This is a genomic window from Cupriavidus sp. WS, from assembly GCF_000395345.1.
GTDB classification, from domain to species: Bacteria; Pseudomonadota; Gammaproteobacteria; order Burkholderiales; family Burkholderiaceae; genus Cupriavidus; species Cupriavidus basilensis_B.
This window is the reverse complement of sequence record NZ_AQPL01000156.1, coordinates 1-5346: the sequence shown is the minus strand read 5'-3', so window position 1 is coordinate 5346 and position 5346 is coordinate 1. Positions and strand designations below refer to the sequence as shown.

Genomic DNA, 5346 nt, shown 5'->3' with positions numbered 1-5346 from the left:
GGGCCGGTACAGGTCGCGGCCCGCCGCGCGCCGGAGCGCCGGCGCCGCCGCGATCTTCCGGCTGCCGCCGCCGGCGCGGGTGATCGCCCTGGTGGCGGCGGCGGCCTCGCGGATCGCTTCCGGCGAGAGGTCGTCGGAGTAGGCGAACGCGGTGCGCTCGCCCACCACCGCGCGCACGCCGACGCCTTGGTCGATGCTGAAGCTGCCCGACTTGACGATGCCGTCCTCGAGGCTCCACGCCTCGCTGCGGGTGGACTGGAAATAGAGGTCGGCGTAGTCGACCTGGTGCGTGAAAATGTCGGCGAGCGTCCCGGTGAGCAGGGTTTCGTCGTGGCCGTATGGCGCCAGCAGGATGTCCTGCGCGAGCGCGAGGTGGCGGATGCCGGGTTCGGGGATATGCATGGTGAACAGGTGGTGTTGGCTGGCATGGCGAGGCGCCGCGGCATGGCTCGCGCGGCGGTCCGTCGCCGGTCTTCGGTGCCTCGCTGGCAGCCGGTCGGTCTTCAGTCGGCGGCGGCCATCACGGGTGCCGCCGCGCACAGCGCCTTGAAGCGGGCGCCGACGAGATTGGCCAGGCGGCTGCCATTGGCCTGCTGCACCGCCTCCCATGCCTCCAGGCGCGCCTGCAGCGCCGGATGGGTCTTGCGCACGGTCGGCCGCACCTGCTCGCGCAGCGCCTGCCTGCGCGCTTCCCATCGCGCCAGCGCTTCGGCGTCGCCGTCGGCGGGGCGCTCGCCGAGCGTGGACGACAGCCCCTTCCACGTTGCCTCGTAGACGGACTGCATCTGCTTCTGGTCCTCGCCGCCCCAGCAGCCGAGGCGCGCCATCTCGGCGGTCAGGGCGCGGCTGTACGACGCGAAGAACAGCGCGGAGATGTCGCACTCCGCCAGCGCCATCGTCGTGCGCTCGAAGTTGACCAGGAACCCCTGCTCGGGCGACCAGTCGGGCAGCTCGCCGCCGGCATCGGGATCGAACGGCGGCGGCGCGAGCGCGACCACGTCGCGCAGCAGCACCGACCATTCCTGCTCCGTGGCCGACTCGCCGTCCAGTTCGCGCCGGTGGAACGCGGCCAGCCGCTCGCACAGCGCGCGCGCGGCCTCGGTCGGCGCGTTGCGCGCGCTGCCGATGCCGGGGTCGTGCAGCAGCCAGTCCGCCAGCACGAGCGAGACGCGGGCCAGGTCGATGCCGACCGGGATGCCTTCCACGAAATCGACCACCCAGTCGTGGGCCGGCGCGCCGTCTTCCGGCTCCCGGACGACCCACCACAGCCCGTTGAGCAGGCTGCCCAGCGTGTGCGGGCCGCCGGTAGTGCCGGCGAACGCGCCGGCGCGCGTCGCCGCGCTGTCGGCGGGAAGGTTGTCGGTGTCGAACACCGCCGCCCGCAGGCGCCGCAGATAGTCCGCCTTGAGCGCGGGATCGCCGCCGAAGCTCGGCACGGCCGCAGCCGCCGGCGCCGCGGCTGCGGGCACGGCCTTCGTGAGGTCGTCGAACAGCACCTTGAGGCCGGCCTGCGAATGCGCGACGTGCGGCATGCGCAGTTCGCCCTGCCCGAACAGCATCAGCCTCGGGATGCTGCGGATGCCGAACCGCCTGGCGGTTTCGGGGTTTTCGTCGATGTTCAGCTTGACGATCCGGATGCTGCCGGCGTACTGGCCGGCAAGGCGCTCCAGCATGGGGTTGAGCGCCTTGCAGGGAGCGCACCAGGGCGCCCAGAAATCGAGCAGCACGGGAGGCTCCGACTGCAGGACATCCTGCTCGAAGGTCGCGTCGGTGGTATTGAGGATCAAAGCACTCATGATCAATGGCTTCCTTTGGTTCGGAGAAACGCCGGATGGCCGCCGGACAGACGCCGGACGGACATCAGACGGACAGCATGGAAACGGCGGAACCGGTCCGCGCGGCGGGTCCCTGCGCGGACAGGCTGTCCTGCACATGCAGCACGTGCGTGTGGAACGCGCCGAGCGTCGCGTGGTGCGAAATGCTGAACAGCGCCGTGTCCGGCAAGCGCTGCACGAGCAGGTTGTAGAGATGGCGTTCGGTATCCGGGTCGAGCGCGCTGGTCGACTCGTCCATCAGCAGGTAGTCGGGCCGCTGCAGCAGCGCGCGCGCGATCGCCAGGCGCTGCTGCTCGCCCGGCGACAGCCGGTGGCCCCAGGGCGCGGATTCTTCCAGTTGGCCGCAGTACTGCCCGAGCTGGCAATCGACCAGCACCTGGCGGCACACGGCGTTGGGGAAGGCATCCTCGGCCGAGGGATAGCACAGCGCCGCCTTGAGCGTGCCGGCCGGCAGGTAGTTCTTCTGCGACAGGAACAGGATCCTCGCGCCGCCGGGCATCGTGACGGTGCCGCCGCCGTAGGGCCAGATGCCGGCCAGCGCGCGCATCAGCGTGCTCTTGCCCGCGCCGGACGGCCCGCGCACCAGCCAGCGCTCGCCGGGCGCCAGTTCGAACGAAAGATCGCGGGCGAGGATGCGCCCCCCGGGCGTGGCCAGCGTCAGGCCGGCGGCGCCCAGCCGCTGCCCGGCCGTGGCCGCGTGCGCGATGGCCGGTCGGCGCGGCGCGTCGTCCGCCGCGCCGGTGGCCCGCTCGAGTCCGTCCAGGCGCGAGACGATGACGCGGAAGTTCTGCAGGCTCTGGTAGTTCGCGATGAACCAGGAGAGCGTGATCACCAGCGTGGTGAACGCGGAGCCCATCATGCTCATGTCGCCGAGCGTGATCGCGTGCGACAGGTAGCGCGGCAGCACGATGAACGTCGGCACGAACACGGAGATGTGCAGCAGCACGACGTTGAGCGGGGTGAAGCGCACGTCGAAGCGGACGATCTGCCATGCGTTGCGCCACACGGCGTCGAAGCCGCGGCGCAGCCGCTGGCTTTCGGTCCGCGAGCCGCGATACAGCGCGATCTGCTCGGCGTGCTCCCGCACGCCCGTCATCATGAAGCGGAAATCGGCCTCGGCCCGCTCCTTGGCGAAATTGAGCCGCATCATCGGCTTGCCGACCAGGTGGACCAGGCACGAGGTGCCCAGCGCGTACAGCACCGCGGCCCAGAACAGATAGCCCGGCACCACGACCGCGTGGCCGAAGAGAACGAAGTCGATCGGCCCCGACTTCCGCCACAAGATCTCCGAGAAGCTCGCCAGGCTCACCAGCGCCGCGATGAAGCCGATGGTCAGCGTGTAGCCGAGCGAGACGAACTGGGCCACATCCTGGGTGATGCGCTGGTCGGGGTTGTCGATCAACTGGTCGCGCTCGATGCGGTAGAACGCGCCGCGCGCGAGCCACTTGTCGATCATGTGTTCGGTCATCCATCTGCGCCCGCCGATCTCCAGCGTCGAGCGCAGCAGGATGTCGAGCGAGGCGAGCACCGCGATCGCGGCCATGATGGCGGCGAGCTGGCGGGCGATGGGGCCCATGCCGGCCACGTCGTAGCGCTGCACCGCGTCCATGAACACGCCGTGCCACGCGTTGAACGCCACCATCACGTGGTTGGTGACGAGGGTCAGGCCGATGGCCAGGGCCAGCAGCGCGACGGCCTTCCACCGCAGCGGCGTGCCCAGGACCGGAGACGCCAGGCGCCAGGCGGCGCGCAGGGTGCCGCCGGGCGGAACGATCGGCGCCGCCGCGCGGGGCGCCGCGCCGGATTCGCGAAAAAGGGACTTCACGGATGGACTCTCGGCTGGGTTAGGACTTCGGCGTCGTCACGAAATTGATGTTCGTGAGCCCGGCGCGCTGCGCGGCCGCGAGCACGCCGGCGACCGCCTCGTAGGGTGTCGCGCGGTCGGCGTAAAGCTGGAGCGCCGGCTGCGGCTGCTGCCCGGCCGCCACCGCCAGCCTGGCGGCCAGCGCGCCTTCGTCGACCGGCCGGGCGTTCCACGCGACGGCGCCGCCCGCGTCGACCGAGACCTCGACGCGCTCGGGCTGGTTGTCGGCGGGCGTGCTGCTCGCGCGCGGCAGCTCGAGCTTGACCGCGTGCGTGATGGCCGGCAGCGTGACCATGAAGACGATCAGCAGCACCAGCATCACGTCGATCAGCGGCGTCATGTTGATCTCGGTGACGACGTCGTCGTGCTCTTCGAACGAGGGCGCCATGTCAGATCCCCTGCTGGATCATGATCGACAGCGCGGGCCGCGAGGACGGCGCGATGTTCGTCCCCTTGCTGGCCCGGCCGCGCTCGCCCCGCACGAAGAACGAATGGAGCTCGTGGCGGAAGCGGTGCAGCTTGTGCGCCACGCCGCGGTTGTTGCGCGCGATGGTGTTGTAGCCGAGCACGGCCGGGATCGCCACGAACAGGCCGAAGGCGGTCATCACCAGCGATTCGCCGACCGGGCCGGCCACCTGCGACAGGCTCGACTGGCCCGCCGCGCTGATCGCCATCAGCGCGTGGTAGATGCCCCATACCGTGCCGAACAGCCCGATGAACGGCGCGGTGCTGCCGATCGAGGCCAGCACGCCCAGGCCGCTCGCCAGGCGGGCGAGATGTTCGTCGAGCGCGATGCCCAGGCAGCGGTGCAGCCATTCGTCGGGCGCCATCATCTCTTCCGAGTGCGGGCCGCGATAGGCCTCCTGCGCCGCCTCCACCAGGTCCAGGTGAGGGTTGCCCGGACCCGCGCGCCCCAGCGAGGCCTGCGCTTCGGCGAGCGACCCCGCCAGCCAGAAATCCCGCTCGGCGGCGGTGGCGCGCCGCTTGAGGCGGACGAGCTCCATGCCTTTGTAGAAGATGACGCCCCATGACAGCATCGACATGAGGATGAGCAGCAGCATGATGGCGCGCGCGACGGCGTCGCCCTGCTGCCAGACCGCGTTCAGTCCGTATTGCATAGCGAGGTTCTCCTTGGAATCCGGTGGAGTCAGTTGGTGAGGTTGAATGCCAGCGTCTGCACCGCGCGCACGCTGGCGGGCAAGCCGTTCTCGAGATACGGATCGCAGCGACCGGCGCGCAGGGTCTGCACCGCGGCGGCGTCGAGCTCGGCGAAGCCGCTGCTGGTGTCGACCTCGACCTGGGCGGCCCTGCCGGTGACGTCGATCGTCACGCGCAGGATCACCGTGCCTTCGTGGCGCAGCCGCCGGGCCACCGCCGGATAGGCGGGCTGGGCGAAATGGCACACGATGCGGGCGACGTCCCTGACCGCATTGGCCCCGGGCAGGTTGAGCTCGCGGTTGAGCGCCGCGGGCGCGGTCGGCGCCGCCGCCTGCGCCGTTGGCGATGCCGTCGGCGTGACCGCTTCGGGCGGCGCGGGCGGCGTGGCCGGCGCGGTTTCCACCGGCACGCTGCGCGCCGCCTGCGAGCGCGCCGAGGCCAGCACCGGCGCGTGCCGCGGCACGGCCTGGCGCGGCGGCGCGGGCCGGG

Annotated in this window: 6 protein-coding genes; all 6 read right to left on the bottom strand. The window is 71.1% G+C overall.

Annotated elements, in window-relative coordinates:
- A partial coding sequence (locus K206_RS0113825) for a PmbA/TldA family metallopeptidase (protein ID WP_029043607.1) occupies positions 1–402 on the bottom strand: 402 nt, incomplete at its 3' end.
- Between the two features lie 101 nt (positions 403–503).
- Complete coding sequence (locus K206_RS43695) at positions 504–1796, bottom strand: co-chaperone YbbN (RefSeq protein ID WP_196812874.1); 1293 nt, start codon at positions 1794–1796, stop codon at positions 504–506.
- 64 nt (positions 1797–1860) lie between these two features.
- Positions 1861–3660, bottom strand: coding sequence for an ABC transporter ATP-binding protein/permease (locus K206_RS0113815; protein WP_020202996.1), 1800 nt, complete (start codon positions 3658–3660; stop codon positions 1861–1863).
- A 19-nt stretch (positions 3661–3679) separates the two neighbouring features.
- Positions 3680–4087 carry a biopolymer transporter ExbD gene (locus K206_RS0113810; protein WP_020202995.1) on the bottom strand — a complete coding sequence of 136 codons (408 nt, stop codon included), beginning with the start codon at positions 4085–4087 and terminating at the stop codon, positions 3680–3682.
- A gap of 1 nt (position 4088) precedes the next feature.
- Positions 4089–4817, bottom strand: coding sequence for a MotA/TolQ/ExbB proton channel family protein (locus tag K206_RS38200; RefSeq protein ID WP_020202994.1), 729 nt, complete (start codon positions 4815–4817; stop codon positions 4089–4091).
- Positions 4818–4846: 29 nt separating this feature from the next.
- Positions 4847–5346: energy transducer TonB (locus K206_RS0113800; RefSeq protein WP_020202993.1), on the bottom strand; the 500-nt coding region annotated here is incomplete at its 5' end.